The organism is Paludisphaera soli, from assembly GCF_011064595.1.
Classification (GTDB): domain Bacteria; phylum Planctomycetota; class Planctomycetia; order Isosphaerales; family Isosphaeraceae; genus Paludisphaera; species Paludisphaera soli.
Map to the genome: position 1 here is coordinate 399,231 of NZ_JAALJI010000002.1, position 18,380 is coordinate 417,610.

Consider the following 18,380-nt stretch of genomic DNA (forward strand, 5'->3'; position numbering starts at 1 on the left):
CCCGGTCGGGGCGACGCAGGCCGCCGGACGCCGAATGCCTCGGCCGCGGGCCCGCCGGGATTCCGGGCGGACCGCCCCGGCCGCGCGGCGGCGTCCCCGCGCCTTGAAGGCCGGAGCCGGATCTGTCAGACTGGCCCGGTGCGCCGGCCCCCTGGCGGGCCCGGCCGCGTACGAACGTCGGAACGAGGAGTGATCCGGACGATGTCGCTGTCCACCGAAGAAGTGGCGAAGGTCGCCGTGCTGGCGCGGCTGCGCCTGAGCCCCGAGGAGCTGCAGACGTTCACCGGCCAGCTCAACGCGATCGTCGACTACGTCGCCCAGCTCCAGGAGCCCGACACCACGGGCGTCGAGCCGCTGGCCCACGGCGTCGAGGTCCGCAACGTCTTCCGCGACGACGTCCGCGGCGAAGCCCTCCCCCGCGAGGCCGCGCTCGCCAACGCCCCCAAGCGGAACGCCGAGAGCTTCCTCGTCCCCGCCGTCCTCGACTGACCTGACCGACCCGAACGCCCGAGCCGATCCGAGATCCCGCCCCCATGAACGCCGACCTGCTGAAAGACGCCACCGCCGCGACCCTGCTCGCCCAGCTGAACGCCGGGGAGGTCCGCAGCGAGGAACTCGTCCGGGGGTACCTCGACCGGGCCGACGCCCTCAAGCGGCTCAACGTGTTCGTCCACCTCGACCCCGACCACGTCCTCGACCAGGCCCGCGCCGTGGACGCCCGGCGCGCCGCCGGCGAGCCGGTGGGCCCGCTCGCCGGCGTCCCCGTGGCGATCAAGGACGTGCTCTGCGTCGAGAAGGAGCCGACCACCTGCGGCAGCCGGATGCTCAAGGACTTCCGGCCCCCGTACGACGCCACCGCGATCGTCAAGCTCCGCGAGGCCGGCGCGATCCTCTTCGGCAAGACGAACATGGACGAGTTCGCCATGGGCTCGTCCACCGAGAACAGCGCGTATGGGCCGACCCTGAACCCGTGGGACGAGGAGCGGATCCCCGGCGGGTCCTCGGGCGGCTCGGCCGCGGCCGTCGCCGCCGACCTCGCCCCGCTGTCGCTCGGCACCGACACCGGCGGCTCGATCCGCCAACCGGCCGCCGTCTGCGGGCTGGTCGGGCTCAAGCCCACCTACGGCCGCGTCAGCCGCTACGGCCTCATCGCCTTCGCCAGCTCGCTCGACCAGATCGGCCCGTTCGCCCACGACCTGGCCGACGCCGCGCTTCTGCTCCGGGTCATCTCGGGCCGCGACGAGCGCGACGCCACCAGCGTCGACCGCCCGGTCCCCGACTACGTCGCGACGCTGGACCGGAAGCCCGAGTCGCTGCGGATCGGCGTCGCCCGCGAGTTCTTCGGCGAGGGGCTCGACCCCGAGGTCGAGGCCGCCGTCCGCGAGGCGATCCGGGTCTACGAGAAGGCCGGCGCGACGATCAAGGATGTGTCGCTGCCGAACTCCAAGTACGGCGTGCCGGCGTACTACATCGTCGCCCCCGCCGAGTGCTCCAGCAACCTCTCTCGCTACGACGGCACCATCTTCGGCCACCGCGCCGAGGACTGGTCCCCCAAATACCCCGGCGAGGACGCCCTGCACCCGCTCGTCCGCATGATGATGGCCAGCCGCGCCGAGGGGTTCGGCGCCGAGGTCAAGCGGCGGATCATGCTGGGGACGTTCTGCCTCTCGGCCGGCTACGCCGACCAGTATTACAACCAGGCGCTCAAGGTCCGCCGCCTCATCCGCAACGACTTCGACGCGGCGTTCCAGGACGTCGACGTGATCCTCGGCCCCACGTCCCCCTCGCCGGCCTTCAAGCTGGGCGAGCGCACGGCCGACCCGCTGGCGATGTACCTGTCGGACATCTACACGATCACGGCGAACCTCGCCGGCATCCCCGGCCTGAGCCTTCCCTGCGGCCTCACGAAGTCGAACCTGCCGATCGGCCTGCAGCTTTTGGCGCCCGCGTTCGCCGAGGAGAACCTCCTCCGCACCGCCCGCGTCTTCGAGCGCGCGACCGACTGGCACACGAAGCGGCCGGCGATCGGGGCATGAGCGGTCCCAGGGGACGGGCCCCGCACGGCCTGATCGAGACGACCCTCGTCCATCTGCAAACGGCGTGGGTCGAACGGGAGCAGGAGGCGAAGGCGATGCGGGACCTGGGCTTCCACTCGACGGCAGCCGCGCTCCGGCTCTATTCGCTGGAGATCCTGGTCAAGGTCGTGATCTGCAAGCGCCTCAATCTCCCGAGCCTGCCGGCCGCCTGCAAGTCGCACAACCTCGCCGAACTCCTGGTCTTCACGGGAGCGTGGCTTGAGATGCAAGACCCTTCAAGCTCGCTCGTCAGGCTGAATTGGGATACCCTCGTGGAGGCCAGCCGCGAAGGATTGAACGACCTGCGGTACCAGCCCAGGGAGGAACTCTCCCTGGAAGCCGCGGCGGAGATCGATGAGGCGCTCGACGAACCCGAGAACGGAGTGCTGGCGTGGCTGTTAAAACATATATGAGACCGACGCTCCGGAGGATCGCCCGAGAGATCGCGGCGTACCTCGCATCCCAGGGTCTGGAACGGACGGATTTCGCCCTGGTCGGCGCCTGGAACGAGCGCACCGGCCGGATCAGCCTGATCCTCGGAACGACCAGGAAGTTCGACGACTCTCGCTGGTACTCGGACATCCTGGACCGGCTTCGCGCGAGCTTCACCGAGGCCGGCGACCCTTACGCGACCTGGCACGTCGGCCTGGTCATCCGGAGCATCGAGGACGAGGATCAGCTCTACTCCAACTTCCGCGTCAACGACGACGAGGAAGACGTCACCGAGACGCTGGAGACGACGATCGACGCCGCATGGGCCGAGCGGAAGCCTCCCGCGGCCGCGGCGAGCGACCCCGATTGATCGTCCAGCACAAATCATTCGCCTCGCACGAACGCCTTATCCGCATCGAGAAAGCCCGGCGGGTCCCCCTTCCATGAGCCATCCCTACGACGTCGTCATCGGCCTCGAAATCCACGTCCAGCTGCAGACCGAGAGCAAGATGTTCTCGTGGTGCGGCACCGAGTTCGGCCTGCCGCCGAACACGCAGACGGACCCGGTCTCGCTCGGCATGCCCGGGACCCTGCCGGTCATGAACCGGAAGGCGTTCGAGCTGGCCCTCAAGACGGCCGTGGCGCTCGGCGCCGAGATCACGCCGTTCACGAAGTGGGACCGCAAGAACTACTACTACCCCGACCTCCCCAAGAACTACCAGATCAGCCAGTACGACCTGCCGTTCTCCACCGGCGGCTGGCTCGACATCCCCGCGCGCAAGGACGGCGGCGGCGGCTCCCGATGCGCGCTGACCCGCGTCCACCTGGAAGAGGACACGGGGAAGCTCACGCACGGCGTCGGCGACTACTCCGAGGTCGACCTCAACCGCGCCGGCATCCCGCTGATGGAGATCGTCGGCGAGCCCGAGATCCGCTCGGCGGCCGACGCCCGCGGCTGCCTGGAGGAGTTGAAGCTGACCCTCCGCTCCCTCGGCGTCTCCGACTGCGAGATGCAGGAAGGCTCGCTCCGCTGCGACGCCAACGTCAACCTGCACATCCACAAGGACGGAAAGACGATCGCCACGCCGATCGTCGAGATCAAGAACCTCAACAGCTTCCGCGCCGTCGAGAAGGCCCTCAACTACGAGACCGAGCGCCAGTACAAGAAGTGGCTGGAGGACGGCCTCACCATCAAGGACTCGCCCAAGACCACGCGGGGCTGGAACGACGCCGAGGAGGTCACCAAGCCCCAGCGCGAGAAGGAGACGGCGGCCGACTACCGCTACTTCCCCGAGCCCGACCTCGTCCCCGTCGTCGTCGACGAGGAGTGGCTGGCCCGCGTCCGCGCGTCCATCGGCGAACTCCCCGGGGCGCGTCGCGAGCGATTCCAGACCGCCTACGGCCTCTCGCCGTACGACGCCAACGTGCTCGTCGAACAGGGCGACGACGTGGCCGACTACTTCGACGCCGTCGCCAGGGACACCAGCGAGTACAAGCTGGCCAGCAACTGGATCCAGCAGGACGTGCTGCGGTCGATCAAGGACAAGAAGCAGGCGATCGCCGACTTCCCCGTCCGCCCCGACGCCCTGGCCGACCTGATCAACCGCGTCAAGCGCGGCGAGCTGAACACCAACCAGGGCCGCGAGGTCCTGGGCCGGATGATCGAGACCGGCGACCCGGCCGAGACGGTCATCGAGCTGGGGGGCTACAAGATGGTCTCCGACAGCGGGGCCATCGCCGCCGCCGTCGACGCGGCCCTCGCCGCCAACCCCCAGGCGATCGAGGACATCAAGAAGGGCAAGAAGAAGCCCGAGGCCGTCAAGGGCTTCCTCCGCGGCCAGGTGATGAAGCAGACCGGCGGCAAGGCCAACCCGGCGCTCGTGGGCGAGTTGCTGGAGGCGAAGCTCGCCGAACTCCTCGCGTGACGAAAGGCTCATCGATGCGGATGCGGAAGATCGACCGGAGGGGATTCCTGGCGGCGGCCGGCGGCCTCGCCGCGGCCTCGGCCCTGGCGGCCGACGCCCCCAAATGGAAGCGAGCCTTCATGCTCGGCGGGCTCACTAAGGGCCCCGCGCTGCCGACGTTCAAGATGCTCAAGGAGGCCGGGTTCGAGGGGGTCGAGCTGATCAGCCCCAACGAGATGGACATGAAGGAGGTCCTCGCCGCGCGCGACGAGACCGGCCTGATCATCCACGGCGTCTCCGGCGCGGCGCACTGGCAGAAGCCCCTCTCCGACCCCGACCCGGCCGTCGTGGCGGAAGGCATGGCCGCCATCAAGCAGGAGTTCCTCGACTGCAAGGCCTACGGCGGCGACACCGTCCTGGTGGTCCCGGCCGTCGTCAACAAGAAGGTCTCGTACCGCGAGGCCTGGGAGCGCTCACAGGCCCGCATCCGCGAGCTGATCCCTTTCGCCGAGGAGGCCGGGGTGAAGATCGCGGTCGAGGAGGTCTGGAACAAGTTCCTCCTCAGCCCGATCGAGTTCGCCCGCTACATCGACGAGTTCGAGAGCCCGACCGTCGGCGCCTACTTCGACGTCGGCAACATCGTCGAGTACGCCTACCCCCAGGAGTGGATCCGCGAGCTGGGCAAGCGCATCCTCAAGATCCACATCAAGGAGTACGCCAAGCCCAAGCGATTCGGCTACCCGCTCGGCGAGGGCGAGATCGACTGGGCCGAGGTCAAGCAGGCCCTGATCGACGTCGGCTACGAAGGCTGGATCACCGCCGAGGTCGGCCTGGGCGACCTCGACGCCATGAAGGACGTCGTCGCCCGCATGAACAAGCTCCTGTTCAGCTGACGAGGGGACGACCGCGAAATCGCGACGACGCCGGCCGCCTCGCCCCTCGGGACCGGGCGGTCGGCGTCTTGCTTCGCGCGAATCGGGGACTTTCGGCGAGAAATCCGCATTCGTCCGGGGCCGGATCCGCATAATACACAGGAGCACCTGATCCCGACGGGACGAGGGCCGGAGTCGCGATGATCGAGCGGGCCACGGACGCGATCTTGCTGAAGCGATTCGCGGAGGAGCGGGAGGAATCCGCCTTCGCGGAGATCGTGGAACGCCACGGCCCGCGCGTCCGGCGCGTCTGTCGGCGACTCCTCCGGTGCGAGCACGACGTCGAGGACGTCTTCCAGGCCACCTTCCTGACCCTGGCCATGCGAGCTTCCGACGTCGCCTGGCGACCCTCCGTCGGCGGCTGGGTGCATGAGGTCGCCCGACGCCTCGCCCTGAGCGCCCGCGGCGAGATCGCCCGCCGCCGACGCCGCGAGACGCCCGTCTCGAACCTCCTGCCGGGCTTGCACTTCGGCGAATCGGGGATGCTCCCCGACCCGACCTGCCCGCTCTCGCGGTTCACCGACGAGGTCGAAAGCCGCGAGGTCCGCCTGGCGATCGACGGAGCGGTCGAGGATCTGCCGCCGAAATATCGCGACCCGGTCGTGCTCTGCTACCTGGAAGGCCACACCAGCCAGCAGGCCGCGGCCCGGCTCGGCTACCCCGCCGGCTCGATGTCGCGACGGCTGGAGAAGGCCCGGGGCCTGCTCCGCAAGCGGCTGGTCGGACGGGGCGTGACGCTCGGCCTGCTGCTGGCGACGGCCGCCTGGCTCGCATCCGCGTCGCGGGGGCCGAACGAGGGCCCGCTTCCTCGAACGATCGTCGCCCCGCCCCGCCCCGCTTCTCCCCAAACTGTTTCGTCCGACCGAACCGAACTCGGCGAACTTCTCGCGGCCCTCGAACGTAACGAAGGAGCGGGCGTGGATCGGCTTCGCCTCCGCCTGGCGGTCGAGCACGCTGACGAGGCCGCCGACCGGGCCCCGGCGGACCGGCGGGCGGCGCTCCTGGGCCTCGCGGGTGAGACGAGGTTGGCGGCGCTCGACTGGCCGGGCGACGCCTCCGGCGCCGTCTCGACCGAAGTCTCGCGGCTGCACGGGACCTGCGTCCGCTGCCACGTCGTGCTCCACTGACGGGGCGCGGCGGCCCCCGCCCCCGACGAGGCTGTTCGCCCGCGGGGGCCCTGGTTTAGAATCGACGTGATCTCGGGGCGGCCGGCGACGGCGCGTCTCGGCCCGCCCGGCTCCCCCCCGACCTCGACCCCGATCCTCCCTCCTCGGCAGGTGCGACACCATGGCGACGGCCACCAAGAAGCCCCCCGGCCCCTCCCCCTCGGCGCCCGGCCCCGGGCGATCGAGCGGCGGGCGGATCCTGGGCGTGATCGACGAGATCTACAAGTTCCTCGCGTCGCTCAAGCTGGCCGTGCTCTCGCTGTCCAGCCTGGCCGCCGCGCTCGCGTTCGCCACCTGGTTCGAATCCAGCTACGGCACCCGCGCCGCCCAATCGCTGGTCTACAAGAGCGCCGGGTTCGCGGTCCTGCTCGCGTTCCTGGGGATCAACATCCTCTGCGCGGCGACGATCCGGTTCCCCTGGAAGAAGCGGCAGACGGGGTTCGTGGTGACGCACGCCGGGTTGCTCGTGCTGATCGTCGGCTCGTACATCCACTTCAAGTCGGGCGACGAGGGGATGGTGGGGATGCTGGAAGGCGAGTCGCGGAGCGAGATGCTCCGGACCGACGCGCCGATGTTCCGGGTCCGCGAGATCGACCCGCACACCCAGCAGCCCTCGGCCAACTACGAGCTGGCTTTCGACGAGTCGGGCCCGTTCCCCTGGGGGGACGGCCAGCCCCGGATCCGCAACCTGTTCGACCTGGCCGTGAACCGGCTCAGCGGGGGCCGGCTGCCGGCCGCCCGCGACGAGTCCGAGGTCCTCAGCAAGTCGGGCGACCCGTTCCGGTTCGTCGTCAAGCAATACCTGCCGGCCGCCGCACCGGCGACCGTCCGGCTCGAAGACCCCGCCGGGCAGCCGATGGCCCGGATGCTCCTCCAGTTCAAGGCCCCGGGCATGCCCGAGGCGCGGCTGGCGAACGCCGAGGACGCCGCCCAGTGGTTCCAGCTCGACCGCCGTTTCTACCGCACGGGGCGGTCGGACGGCATGCCGGCGTTGGTCTCGTTCGCCTCGGTCGACCGCCCCGAATACGTCGAGGACTTCCTCAAGCCCCCGCTCGACGCCAGCGCGGTGGGGGTCGCGCGGTTCCGCTACACGGATAAGGCCGGGAAGGAGCGGAGCCACGACTTCCCGCTCCAGACGCCGGCCGACCAGCCGATCCCGCTCCCCGACAGCGACCTGACCGTCTCCCTCCAGAAGCTCGCCAGCTTCCCGACCGCCGAGGCCGGCCTGGCCCGCGTGGTGGGCGAGGACGCCATCCCGATCGCCGTGTTCGACGTCCACAAGGGGGACGGCCCCGTGGTGGAGCACGTCGCGATGGGCTCGATGCCGATGTTCCCCAACATCATCCCCCGCCCGGCCGCCGACGGCGGCAAGCCCCCCGAGGCCCTCGTCCGCATCAACCTGATGCTCACGCCCGACCTCGCCCCCCAGTCCAACGGCCGGTTCGGGCAGGTCGACGTTCTGGCCGGGCCCGACAAGGCGCTCTACTACCGCGTCTTCGGCCGCGGCAAGGACGGCAAGCCCGAGCTGAGGACCGCCGGCCCCATCGAGGCCGGCAAGTGGGTCGACGCCTTCGGCGGCGGGGACGCCGCCATGTCGATCAAATTCCAGGTCGCCGAGTACCTGCCGGCGGCCGTCGAGAAGCGGATCTTCCGCCCCGTCTTCCTCCCCGGCAACCAGATGGACCAGGCCATCCCCGCCTGCCTGGTCGAGCTGAAGGTGGGCGACAAGGCCGAGGAGGTCTGGATCCAGCGCAGCGAGGCCCTCGACGCGCCGGTCTTCCGCCCCGTGCCGATCGCCGGCCGCCGCTTCGAGATCGCCTACGACGCCGACCGCCGCCCCCTGGGGTTCGACCTCAAGCTCGAGGATTTCGAGGTCGGCTTCGAGCCGGGGACCGAGCAGGCCACCAAGTTCGTCAGCCAGGTGAAGGTCGACGACCCGGCGAAGGGGGTCCGCGACCAGCAGCACACGATCTCGATGAACGAGCCGATGACGCACCGCGGCTATACCTTCTACCAGATGCGCTACTCGCCGATCGTCGACCCCCGCACCAACCAGCGCACCGGGCAGTTCCAGTCGGTCTTCCAGGTGGGGAGCAACCCCGGCCGGCCGATCATCTACGCCGGCAGCCTCCTGATCGTGCTGGGGACGCTCCTGCAATTCACCATGCGGGCCGGCCTCTTCTCGGACGGCGGCAAGCGGGAGCGCGAGCGGGCCGCCAAGAAGGCCGGCCTGCCCACGCCCGTCGAGCCGACGCGGCCGGCGCAGGCCGATGAGGACATCCTGTGATGAAGACGCCCCCCGACCGGTCCGCCCCGAACCGACCGACAGCCTTCCCCGGGAGATCCGCGATGAGACGACACGGACGACTGCTCTTTGGACTGGGCGTCTTCGCGCTCGTGGGGGCCGCGACCGCCGCCGTCACCCCCTCGGCGGGGGACGGTTCGAACGGCGGCAAGCTGGGCGTGGGCCCGGCTTATGACCGCGTCGGCCGCGTGGCCGTCATGCACGAGGGGCGCGTCAAGCCGCTCGACACCGTCGCCCGCGAGGAGGTCAAGCAGGTCTTCGGCCGCGAGTCGATCAAGCTCCTCGACGACCGCAACGAGGTCGTCGAGACCTGGGGACCCGTCGGCGCGTTCGTCGACTGGATCGCCCGGCCGGAGTTCTGGGACTCGCAGCCGTTCATCCTCGTCGACTACCTGCCGCTCAAGCGACAGATCCTCCTCGGCTCCGCCCGGGCCAAGTTCGCGGCCATCGCCGCCCGGCCCGAGACGCCGGCCCAGGATAAGGAACGGCTCGCGATCCTGGCCGACGACGACAAGCTCGACGCCGCCGTGCTGCTGAAGTACCTGGAGGCCTCGAAGATCGAGGAGGTCGACCGCAAGGCCCTTCAGGAGGTCGCCGCCAAGCTCCACGAGGACCACAAGTGGCTCTCGCCCGACGAGCTGGACGAGGCCAAGATCCGCCACGGCGACCACGACGAGGCGTTCATGGAGTGGGTCTCCCAGCTCGACGAACAGCGGCGCAAGTTCGACGAGAACCCGATGTCGGCCGCCCGGCTCACCGAGGTCGAGCGCCGGGCGATCGACGTCGGCAAGCGGCTGGCGAGCTACAAGGCCTATTCCGGCGACGAGATGCGGTCCGCCGGCCTGATCCGCATCATGCCCCGTCCGTTCAGCCGCCAGGCGCTCGATTTCTACAAGGAGGTCATCCCCAAGGCGCGCACCGCCGCCAACCTCCGCGACCTCGCGCCGGTCGAGTTCGACACCCTCAAGGCGCTCGACACCTACTGGAACGACGTCCCCAGCGACGACCGCCACGACCCGGGCGAGGACGCCGCGTTCGACAAGAAGTTCGCCGCCTGGCTCGCCGAGAACTCGGTCTGGGTCCCGCTCAAGGTGCTCCTGAAGGCCGAGCCCGAATCGCTCGTGAAGGCCGGCTACCCGGAGGCGCAGGCCCGCGCCTTCCTGGACGCCTACAAGGCGTTCGAGAAGGCCGAGAACGAGAAGCCGGGGGCGGTGCCCATCGAGGCGGCCGAGGCCCTGCTGGCCGCGTCGCGCGCCCTGGGCGAGGCCGTGAACCCCGAGTACTACCCCAGCGCCGCGGCCGTCGATCGCGAATCGCACTTCAACGCCGTCAACCCGTTCTACCAGGCCCCGTTCGCCTACGGCGCGTCCCTGATCCTGCTGGCGATCGCCCTGGGCTTCTCCGGCGGCCGCGTCCGTGAGATGGGGACCGCCGGGAAGACGCTCTACTCCCTCGGCATGCTCGGCCTCGTCGCCGGCATCGCCCTGGAATGCTACGGCTTCTACCTGCGGATCCTGATCACGGGCTGGGCGCCGGTCACGAACATGTACGAGACCGTCATCTGGGTCGCCCTGGTGGCCGCGGTGCTGGCCCTCGCCTTCGAGCTGATCTACCGGCGCACCTTCACCGCGCTGGCCGGGGCGGGCGTCGCGCTCCTGGGGACGATCACCGCGGCCAACGTGCCGCTCCTGGACCCCAGCATCAAGAGCCTCCAGCCGGTGCTGCGGAGCAACCTCTGGCTGACGATCCACGTCCTGACGGAGGTCTCCAGCTACGCCGCGTTCGGCCTGGCCTGGGCGCTCGGCCTGATCGCGACGATCTACTACCTGACCGCCACCTACCGCCGCTCGCCGTCCTACGGCGAGCTGGCCTCGCCACTCGTCCCGGCGATGCCGCTGCTCTCCATCGGCGTCGGCGGGGTGGCCGCGTCGTACGGGGCGTTCGGGCCGGAATGGACCATGAGCGACGCCCTCTTCTACGTCTTCGACGTCATGGCGGTCGTCGGCGGCGTCGTCGCCGCGTCCGCCCTGCTGGCCCTCACCGGCGAGGCGGTCAACCGCCTGACCCACCGCGACATCGACGGCCCGAAGGTCGACCCGTTCGCCGACCCCGCGCCGGCTTCCGCAGCCGCATCCTCACGGCCGAGGCCGACGGTCGAGGAGATCCGCGCGATGGCCGCGCCGGCGACCCTCGACGCCCGCGGCCAGGCCATGCAGGAGACGGCGGCGATGATCAAGCCGCTGTCGAACTTCATCTACCGCGCCATGCAAGTCGGCGTCCTCCTGATCGCCGCCGGGACGATCCTCGGCGGCGTCTGGGCCGATTATTCGTGGGGCCGGTTCTGGGGCTGGGACCCGAAGGAGGTCTGGGCGCTCATCACGCTCCTGATCTACCTCGTGCCGCTCCACGGCCGATTCGCCGGCTGGGTCAGCACCTTCGGCCTGGTCTTCGCCTCGGTCGTGTGCTTCCTCTCGGTCGTCATGGCCTGGTACGGCGTGAACTTCGTCCTCGGCGTGGGCCTGCACAGCTACGGCTTCGTCGAGGGGGGCTCGCAAGGCGCGATGAGCCTCATCCTGTCGGGGATGATGGCCCTGCCGATCGGCGCCGCCTGGCGTCGCCACCTGGGCCGGGCCCGCCCGGTCGAAGTTCAGGCGTGAAGACGCGAACGGCCGAGCCCTCGGGTACGACGGGCTCGGCCGGCGGATCGTCGGCCACCGACCGGGCGAAGGCGATCCAGGCGTCGAGGTCGAGCCCCAAAAGCGACGGGCCGACCTCGGCGCGGGCCTCCGCGAAGTGGTCGGCCGCCCGCCTCGCGTGGGATCGCACGCCTCCCGGCCGCCCCTGCCGGACCTTCACGCCGGCCGCCGCGAGCTTGATCAGGCCCTTCAACACCAGGGCCGTCGGGCCGCGACGACCGTGCGCCAGCCAGAGCGCCTCCCAGGCCTCGTGCGCCTCCCAGTAGCATCCCGCGTTGAACAGGTCGACCCCGCGCAGGTAGGCCGGCGACTCGGCCCAGGCGTCGGCCTCGACGGGCGCCACGGCCGGGGCGGGCTCGTCGCGGCGGGGCCGGGCCACGCCTCGCCCGGGGACGTACGTCTGCGACGGCGGCTCCGCGTCGTGATAGAATCGGGGCGTCTCGCCCATCGTCACCCGCCTATCCTGGATGGAGCCGGCCCCCGCGATGTCCGCCACGCCCGTCGTCGTCGTCAACGCCGTGGGGCTCACCCGGCGTCTCCTCGCCCACGCCCCGCGCCTGAAGGCCCTGGCCGACGCCGGCTGGGTCCGGTCGCTGGACGAGGCGTCCCCCGCCGTGACCTGCACGGCCCAGGCCAGCCTGCTCACCGGCGAGGCCCCGCAAGGGCACGGCATCGTCGCCAACGGCTGGCTCTTCCGCGACACCCGCGAGGTCCGATTCTGGCAGCAGTCCAGCGCCCTGGTCCAGGCCGAAACGGTCGAGACCACGCTCCGCCGCCGGGCCCGCGAGCAGGGCCGCGAGTTCCGCATCGCCAAGCTCTTCTGGTGGTTCAACCAGGGCGCCGACGTCGACCTGAGCGTCACGCCCAAGCCCTGGTACGGGGCCGACGGCAACAAGGTCTTCGGCATCTCCGGCACGCCCGACGGCCTCTGCGAGAGGCTCGAATCCGGCCTGGGCAAGTTCCCGTTCCACACCTTCTGGGGCCCGAACGCCGGACTCCCCTGCACCGACTGGATCGCCCGGGCCGCCGCCGACGTCCTCGCGAAAGACCGCCCCGACCTGACCTTCGTGTACCTGCCGCACCTGGACTACGAGCCCCAGCGCCACGGACCTTCCGGCTGCGACATGCCGAAGCTCGTCCGCGAGCTGGACGACGCGGCTGCCCCCCTGCTCGACCGCGCGAAGGCCGAGGACGCCCGCGTCTGGGTCGTCAGCGAGTACGGCCACTGCGACGTCTCCCGCCCCGTCCTCCTGAATCGCGCCCTGCGTCGCGCGGGCCTGCTGACCGTCCGCGACGGGCCGTTCGGAGAGACGATCGATACCTTCGGCAGCCGCGCGATGGCCGTCTGCGACCACCAGCTCGCCCACGTCTACGTATCCCGAAGTGAAGACATCTCGATGGTTCGCGAACTGCTCGCGTCCCAGCCGGGCGTCGCGCGGACGCTCGCGGGCGAGGAGCGGGCCGAGATCGGCCTGGACCACGAGCGCTCGGGCGAGGTCGTCGCCCTGTCCGAGCCCGACGCCTGGTTCGCCTACCCCTACTGGCTCGACGACGCCAGGGCCCCGGACTTCGCCCGGACGATCGACATCCACCGCAAGCCGGGCTTCGACCCCTGCGAGATGTTCTTCGACCCCGCGCTCATCTGGCCGATGGGCCGCGCGGTCCGCCGGCTGGTCCAGAAGAAGCTCGGCTTCCGCACCCTGTTCGACGTCGTCCCGCTCGACCCGAACCTCGTCCGGGGCAGCCACGGACTCCCCGCCGCCGACCCGCTGGACAAGCCCCTGCTCCTCGCCGACGGCCCCGCGCCGGGCGGGGATCGGCTCAAGACCATGGACTTCCGCAACCTGCTCCTCGACGCTTTCTCGCAGGGATGATCATGAAATCACCTTCGATCCTGATGATCTCGGCGATCCTCGGCCTGGCCGCGAACGCGAACGGGGAGGAGCCCCGGAAGGCCGACCGGCCCAACGTCGTCCTGATCTTCTGCGACGACATGGGGTACGGCGACCTCGGCTGCTTCGGGCAGGCGAAGTACGCGACGCCGAACCTCGACCGCATGGCCGCCGAGGGCGCGCGGTTCACCGACTTCTACGTCGCCAGCGCGGTCTGCTCGGCCTCGCGCGCGGCGCTGCTGACGGGGGCGTACCACGAGCGCGTCGGCATCCGGGGGGCGCTCGGGCCGATGACGGACCTGGGGCTGTCGCACGACGAGACGACGATGGCCGAGATGTTCCGGTCGGCCGGATACGCCACGGGGATGGCCGGCAAGTGGCACCTGGGCCGCCGGCCGTCGCAGGCGCCCGTCCACCACGGCTTCGACGAGTTCCTGGGCCTGCCCTACTCCGGCGACATGTGGCCGCACCACCCCGAGCGGCCCGAGGGATATCCGGCGCTGCCGCTGATCGAGGGGGACCGGCCCTCGATCGCCGACGTCACGGCCGAGGTCCAGAAGACGCTGACCACCCGGTTCGCCGATCGCGCCGTGGACTTCATCAAGCGGAACAAGGATCGCCCGTTCTTCTTCTACCTCGCCCCCAACATGCCCCACGTCCCGCTGTTCGTCCGCGACGAGCACGCCGGCCGGAGCGGCGCCGGCCTCTACGGCGACGTGATCCGCGAGATCGACGACGCCGTGGGAGCCATCCTCGACACGCTCAAAGCCGAGGGGATCGACGAGCGGACGCTGGTCGTCTTCACGTCCGACAACGGCCCCTGGCTCAGCTACGGCGACCACGGCGGCTCGGCCGGCCCGCTCCGCGAGGGCAAGGGGACGAGCTACGAAGGGGGCGTCCGGGTGCCGTTCGTCGCGCGAAGGCCGGGCCACGTCCCCGCCGGCCTCGTCCAGCGCCAGCCGGCGGCGACCATCGACCTGCTCCCCACGTTCGCCGCCCTGAGCGGGGCCGCCCCGCCCCCCCTGCCGATCGACGGCCTCGACGTCCGCCCGCTCCTCCTCGGCGAGCCCGACGCGAAAAGCCCCCACGAGGCCCTCTTCTTCTACTACGCCGACGGCCAGCTCCAGGCGATGCGCTCCGGCCCGTGGAAGCTCCTCTTCCCCCACGTCACCCGCACCATGAACGGCCAGGCACCCGGCGGGGGCGGCGTCCCCGGCAAGTACCGCAACCAGGCCGTCGGCCTGGAGCTGTACGACCTCGGCGCCGACGTCGGCGAGACCCGCAACCTCGCATCCGACAGGCCCGAGGTCGTCGAGCGGCTCCAGGCGATGGCCGACGCGATGCGGGGACGACTCGGCGACAAGCTCATGAATCGAGAAGGCCCGGAGATCCGGCCCGCCGCGACGGCCGTCGATTGACCGCGAACGTCGATCACGCCTCGGCTCGGGACTCGCTAAGACTGCGTGCGTAAGCGATGACCGCGGCCGCGAAGGACGCGAGCACGGCCTCGAAATCGGCACCCGATCGCATCCCGTGGAGCGGTGCCTCCGCGATGGTCCGCAGTTCGTCGCCTCCGGCCGAGACGTGCACCGCGACGAGGCGGACCCAGTCCCAACCTCGCTCATAGGAGATCGAAACGAGTTCGCCGGCTCGGCCCCACTCGAGGAACTGCGGCACCCTGGCCCGACGAGGACTCCTGCCGACGAGGTGGAAGTCGACGTTTCGGAGGGCGGGGTCGACGGCCTTCCGAACGTCGGCCAGCAGCAAGCCCACGCCGATCCCCTTGTATCGATTCGGGTCTCCTCGGCGGCCGCGATCGCTCCCCGTGGACGTCTCTCGGTCCATCGCGCCCTCCCAACTCGAAGCCACAGAGCAAAACTCGAAGGCATCCCGCCGCGATCGTTGCGTCGGCGCCCCCTCCCGTTAGACCGACGAGGTCCTCTTGAGTTCGCGAGGGAGTGCCGCTACTCTGGGGCTGCTCGACAGGTGCCCCCGGCCGAGAATGCTCGGGGGGGAGAATAGGGAAGCCGGTGAGAATCCGGCGCGGGGCCGCCGCTGTAATCGGTGAGGCTTCGGACCACAGGGCCACTGCCCCCCACGGGGCGGGAAGGCCGTCCGAGGCCGCTATCAGCCGAGAGCCAGAAGACCTGCCCGTCGAGTGCTGTTGGGATGCCGTCGCCGCATCCCCGGCGGACGTCCGCGCGGATCGGCCGCGAGGAGTGCGCCCGGGACGGTTGCACGCGTCCCCCCCTGCCCGACCCGGCGGAAAGGCCTTCCTGATCTCCGACGCGTGGCGCCCCCGCTCACCTCTCGCGAGCTGATCGGTCGCCGCATCTCGTCTTGATCCGCGGATTGACGCGATCGACCGGACGGCCTGGCCGTCCCGGCTCGCATCCTCACGCCCCGATCGACCGTACCACCCGCCCGACGACCGAGCGACGCCCCGGCCCGGCCCCGCCGCGCGTCGCCGCAGAATTCGCGGCCCACCCCGAAACGTCCACTCACCACACGGTAATGATCATGAACCGCAAGACGTACATTTCATTGGCCTGCCTGATCCTTTCGGCGCCCGCCCACCTCGGCGCGACGGCCCGGGCGGGCGACGTCCAGGTTTCGTTCGACGACCTGTCCCTGGCGCCGAATTCCTCCTGGTACGGTCCCGACCCGAACGGCACGATCGTCGACGGGGCGTACGGCGACGTGAACCGGGGGTCGTTCACCTCCGAGGGCGTCGCCTTCGGCAACAGCTACGACCTGACCTACGGGAGCTGGGGCGGTTTCGCCTACTCCAACACCACCGACTCGACGACGGCGGGATGGACGAATCAGTTCTCGGCCTACACCGGGGCGGCCCGCACCGGCGAGAACTACGGCGTCGCCTCCGGATACCGCGACCCCTCCCGGTTCGACCCGACGAACGCCGACCACCTGCGGAGCCTCCCCTCGTTGACCCTGCCGGCCGGCGCGGGCGTCGCGGGGATGTTCGTGACCAACACGACCTACACGGCCCTCTCGATGCTCGACGGCGACGGCTGGGCCAAGAAGTTCGGCGGCGACACGGGGAACGACGCCGACTGGTTCAAGCTGACGGCCTATGGCACGGGCGCGACCGGCCAGGTCGTCGCCGCCTCCGCCGAAATCTACCTCGCCGATTACCGCTTCGCCGACAACTCGCTGGACTACATCCTCGACTCCTGGGCCTACCTGGACCTCTCGGCGCTGGCGGCGGCCGGGGCCCAGAGCCTCCACTTCAACGTCTCCTCGTCCGACGTCGGCGTGTACGGGATGAACACCCCGGCCTACTTCGCGATGGACGACCTGACCTACACGCTCGCCGCCCCCGCCGTGCCCGAGCCGGCGTCCCTGGCGATGGCGGGTGCGGCCCTCGCCCTCGTCGGGCTGGCCCTCCGGTCGCGGCGGACCTCCTGATCCCAGGGTCCCGAACCTTCCGGCCGGCCGCGCGACGCGCGGCCGGCCTTCAGTACCACAGGATGGTGGCTTCCAGGAAGAGGCGATCGGGAGGCGACGGCAGCGGCGCGAGCAGCGACTCCGAGGCGGCCATGTCGCGGAGGAAGAGATTCTCGTCGATCTCGCGGACGATCTCCGGACCGCGGACGGTCAGCGCGACCTCGCGGTTGTTCCGCATGCTCAGGTCGTCGAAGTTGCCGCTGCCGATGTACGCCAGGGCCCCGTCGACCGACATCGCCTTGACGTGGGTCATCCCCGGATAGAGGTACACCCGCGCCCCGGCCTTCAGCAGCCGGTTGGCGGTCATGGCGCTGTACTTGTTCATCACGCGCACGTCGCCTCGCACGGTGAGGACCGCACGGACGTCCACGCCCCGCCCCCGCGCCGCGACCAGCTTCTTGACCAGGATCGGGTCGCTGAAATACGGGTTCTCCAGATAAATATGATGTTTCGCCGCATCGACGGCCCCGTACACGGCCTCCTTGAGCGACCGTTCGCCGAGGTCGGTGCGGACCATGCGGACCTCGGCGTTGGGGGCCCCCGCGCCGCCGGCCGCGAAGGCCTCCGGACGGCTCGGGGCGGCGCAGCCCCCCTGCGACCGCCAGCTGCTGGCGAAGAGTTCGGCGTACTGGGGGACGATCGGCCCCTCGGCCAGGAACGCGAAGTTGTGCCAGTCGCGCAGCGAGGCCCGGGTCAGGATCATCCCGCCGGACCAGACGACGCGGTCGTCGATCACGGCGACCTTGCGATGGTCGTACCGGAAGAACGGATCGGGCGTCTCGATGACGTGGACGTTCGGCTCGGCCCGGAGCCGATCGAGATACGTGGGGATCCCGCGCGTCACCCTGAGGTTGCCCACCCCGATGACGTAGCCGCCCCGGTCGACAATCAGGCGGACGAGGACGCCGGCGCGCGCCCTCGCGATCAGCGCGTCGGCGACGCTCCGCCCCGCCTCGTCGTCGTCCCAGCCGAAGATCATGAGGTCGATCCGACCTTGGGCCGAGGCGATCAGGGAGATGAGGGCTTCGTACGCCGAGGCGCTGTCGTACAGCGGCGTGATCCGGGCCGGGGTGCAAGGCCCGCCGGCCTCCGGCGACTGGTGGAAGAGCGGCCCCATCCCCGGCGGGAACGCCCGAGCGGCCGTGACGGCCATCCGCTCCCCGAGGCGGACCAGGGCCATCGAGCTCGCCAGGACGGGCCGATGGAGCATCAAGGAGGCCGTCGCCCGAAGCCCGTCTTGGACGAGCAAGGCCTTCTGACCCCGACCGACCGTGGGGTGGCCCCCGTGGTGCCGCGACGGGTCCGCGACGGCCGGGCGGCCCCCCTCGGCGAGTTCCCCGCCCAAGGCCGTCGCGGCGAGCGCGGACGCCGTCAGGACGGCCGCGACCGCGGCCCACCTCGTCTCTCGCACCATCGGCGTCCCGCCCCCGGCTCCACGAATCCGTTCGTCCTCACCGACCTTTCATCGTCCAGGAGCGGGGACTGGTCTGAGCGCGTCCGGCCGGACGCC

Annotated in this window: 15 protein-coding genes and 1 riboswitch; of the genes, 12 read left to right on the forward strand and 3 right to left on the reverse strand. The window is 70.6% G+C overall.

Features of this window, described 5'->3' with window-relative positions; all coding sequences use genetic code 11:
- The first annotated feature begins 201 nt into the window (after nt 1-201).
- The 9 genes from gatC to G6O68_RS33480 all read left to right on the forward strand — a co-directional run bounded on the left by gatC (nt 202) and on the right by G6O68_RS33480 (nt 11,471).
- On the forward strand, nt 202-489 hold the full coding sequence (gatC, locus tag G6O68_RS04525) for an Asp-tRNA(Asn)/Glu-tRNA(Gln) amidotransferase subunit GatC (protein WP_165245260.1): 288 nt from the start codon (nt 202-204) through the stop codon (nt 487-489).
- Between the two features lie 44 nt (nt 490-533).
- Nucleotides 534-2,036: an Asp-tRNA(Asn)/Glu-tRNA(Gln) amidotransferase subunit GatA gene (gene gatA / locus G6O68_RS04530; RefSeq protein ID WP_165245262.1), complete on the forward strand. Its 1,503-nt coding sequence runs from the start codon at nt 534-536 to the stop codon at nt 2,034-2,036.
- Nucleotides 2,033-2,488 carry a hypothetical protein gene (locus tag G6O68_RS04535; protein ID WP_165245264.1) on the forward strand — a complete coding sequence of 152 codons (456 nt, stop codon included), beginning with the start codon at nt 2,033-2,035 and terminating at the stop codon, nt 2,486-2,488. Before gatA ends, G6O68_RS04535 begins: the two co-directional genes overlap by 4 nt.
- Nucleotides 2,485-2,877, forward strand: coding sequence for a hypothetical protein (locus tag G6O68_RS04540; RefSeq protein WP_165245267.1), 393 nt, complete (start codon nt 2,485-2,487; stop codon nt 2,875-2,877). The genes G6O68_RS04535 and G6O68_RS04540 overlap by 4 nt, the downstream gene beginning before the upstream one ends.
- Before the next feature lie 73 nt (nt 2,878-2,950).
- Nucleotides 2,951-4,432 carry an Asp-tRNA(Asn)/Glu-tRNA(Gln) amidotransferase subunit GatB gene (gene gatB / locus G6O68_RS04545; protein ID WP_165245269.1) on the forward strand — a complete coding sequence of 494 codons (1,482 nt, stop codon included), beginning with the start codon at nt 2,951-2,953 and terminating at the stop codon, nt 4,430-4,432.
- Nucleotides 4,433-4,446: 14 nt separating this feature from the next.
- Nucleotides 4,447-5,304 (forward strand): sugar phosphate isomerase/epimerase family protein, encoded by an 858-nt coding sequence (locus G6O68_RS04550; RefSeq protein ID WP_165245271.1) that lies wholly within the window; start codon nt 4,447-4,449, stop codon nt 5,302-5,304.
- A 179-nt stretch (nt 5,305-5,483) separates the two neighbouring features.
- On the forward strand, nt 5,484-6,470 hold the full coding sequence (locus G6O68_RS04555; RefSeq protein WP_165245273.1) for an RNA polymerase sigma factor: 987 nt from the start codon (nt 5,484-5,486) through the stop codon (nt 6,468-6,470).
- Nucleotides 6,471-6,630: 160 nt separating this feature from the next.
- Nucleotides 6,631-8,796, forward strand: coding sequence for a cytochrome c biogenesis protein ResB (locus tag G6O68_RS04560; protein WP_165245275.1), 2,166 nt, complete (start codon nt 6,631-6,633; stop codon nt 8,794-8,796).
- Between the two features lie 1,562 nt (nt 8,797-10,358).
- Nucleotides 10,359-11,471: a cytochrome c biogenesis protein gene (locus G6O68_RS33480; protein ID WP_390625353.1), complete on the forward strand. Its 1,113-nt coding sequence runs from the start codon at nt 10,359-10,361 to the stop codon at nt 11,469-11,471.
- On the opposite strand, the gene G6O68_RS04570 is transcribed toward G6O68_RS33480, so the two are convergent.
- Nucleotides 11,383-12,039, reverse strand: a complete 657-nt coding sequence (locus tag G6O68_RS04570; RefSeq protein ID WP_240911034.1) for a DUF309 domain-containing protein — start codon at nt 12,037-12,039, stop codon at nt 11,383-11,385. The genes G6O68_RS33480 and G6O68_RS04570 overlap by 89 nt on opposite strands.
- Between G6O68_RS04570 and G6O68_RS04575 the strand changes: the two genes are divergently transcribed.
- Both G6O68_RS04575 and G6O68_RS04580 read left to right on the forward strand, forming a co-directional pair.
- Nucleotides 11,996-13,384: an alkaline phosphatase family protein gene (locus tag G6O68_RS04575; RefSeq protein ID WP_240911035.1), complete on the forward strand. Its 1,389-nt coding sequence runs from the start codon at nt 11,996-11,998 to the stop codon at nt 13,382-13,384. The genes G6O68_RS04570 and G6O68_RS04575 overlap by 44 nt on opposite strands.
- 2 nt (nt 13,385-13,386) lie before the next feature.
- Nucleotides 13,387-14,820: a sulfatase family protein gene (locus G6O68_RS04580; RefSeq protein ID WP_165245281.1), complete on the forward strand. Its 1,434-nt coding sequence runs from the start codon at nt 13,387-13,389 to the stop codon at nt 14,818-14,820.
- A 13-nt stretch (nt 14,821-14,833) separates the two neighbouring features.
- On the opposite strand, the gene G6O68_RS04585 is transcribed toward G6O68_RS04580, so the two are convergent.
- Complete coding sequence (locus G6O68_RS04585; protein WP_165245283.1) at nt 14,834-15,247, reverse strand: hypothetical protein; 414 nt, start codon at nt 15,245-15,247, stop codon at nt 14,834-14,836.
- A gap of 122 nt (nt 15,248-15,369) precedes the next feature.
- A riboswitch (cobalamin riboswitch) is annotated at nt 15,370-15,571 on the forward strand.
- A 351-nt stretch (nt 15,572-15,922) separates the two neighbouring features.
- Between G6O68_RS04585 and G6O68_RS04590 the strand changes: the two genes are divergently transcribed.
- Entirely contained in the window at nt 15,923-16,831 is a 909-nt protein-coding gene (locus tag G6O68_RS04590; protein ID WP_165245285.1) for a DUF4465 domain-containing protein, read from the forward strand.
- Nucleotides 16,832-16,880: 49 nt separating this feature from the next.
- Here G6O68_RS04590 and G6O68_RS04595 read toward each other — a convergent pair whose 3' ends face one another.
- Entirely contained in the window at nt 16,881-18,284 is a 1,404-nt protein-coding gene (locus G6O68_RS04595; protein WP_165245287.1) for a phospholipase D-like domain-containing protein, read from the reverse strand.
- Nucleotides 18,285-18,380: the final 96 nt, after the last annotated feature.